This window comes from Pseudomonas sp. FSL W5-0203 (genome assembly GCF_001896155.1).
In the GTDB taxonomy this organism is placed as follows: domain Bacteria; phylum Pseudomonadota; class Gammaproteobacteria; order Pseudomonadales; family Pseudomonadaceae; genus Aquipseudomonas; species Aquipseudomonas paracarnis.
On the sequence record NZ_MPOR01000094.1, the window covers coordinates 1 to 937 of the forward strand.

The following is a 937-nucleotide window of genomic DNA, read 5'->3' on the forward strand; positions in this document are numbered from 1 at the left end:
AGGTGTGAATCAGTCGAGCGGTAGCGTTTCGGTTCTTGCTCCTGATGACGTGTACAAGGGCGACCAAACTGTCACCACCGCCATCAAAGGCGTAACCGGCGGCGAGCATTTCGAGAACCTGGTGCCGGGCACTACCGCGGTGAACACCATCGTTACGGACACACCGGGTACCGACAACACCACTACTGTGACGCTGACCGCTCCGGCCGAGGCAAACGAAGGTGGGCAGATCACGTACACCGCCACGCTTTCCAACAAAGCGGGCACTGACGTAACGCTGAAACTCGACAACGGTTCTTCGATCACCATCAAGGCTGGCGACACTGTTGGCACTGTGACCGTGCCCGCCCCGACCGATGACGTGTTTATCGATAAGAGCAGCCAGACCGTTCAGATCACCGAGACCACTGGCGGTAACTTCGAAAAACTGGAAGTTGCAGGCAACGGCGCCACCACCACGATCAACGACACCATCGACAAAGTCGATGTGGTCCTGACCGCCACTACCACCGTCGGCGAAGGCGGCAATATCGTCTACACCGCCAGCCTTGTGGATAAGAACGGCGCACCGGTGACCAACATCACCAATCCGCTGACCGTCACCCTCGATAACGGCAAGACCATCACCATCGGTGTGAATCAGTCGAGTGGTTCTATCACCACTATCGCGCCAGACGATGTGTACAAAGGCGACCAGACTGTCACCACCGCCATCAAAGGCGTCACTGGCGGCGAGCACTTCGAAAACCTGGTCCCTGGCACTACCGCGGTGAACACCACCGTTACGGACACACCAGGTACCGACAACACCACGACTGTGACGCTGACAGCGCCTAACGCTGTTAACGAAGGTGGACAGATTACGTACACCGCCACGCTCTCCAACAAAGCTGGCACTGATGTAACGCTGAAGTTGGATAACGGTTCGTCGATCACC

1 protein-coding gene is annotated in these 937 nt (G+C 57.3%); it reads left to right on the plus strand.

The window, feature by feature from the left end; translation table 11 throughout:
• The coding region (locus tag BOP96_RS29125; RefSeq protein ID WP_373420038.1) for an immunoglobulin-like domain-containing protein at positions 1–937 on the plus strand (937 nt) is incomplete at both ends.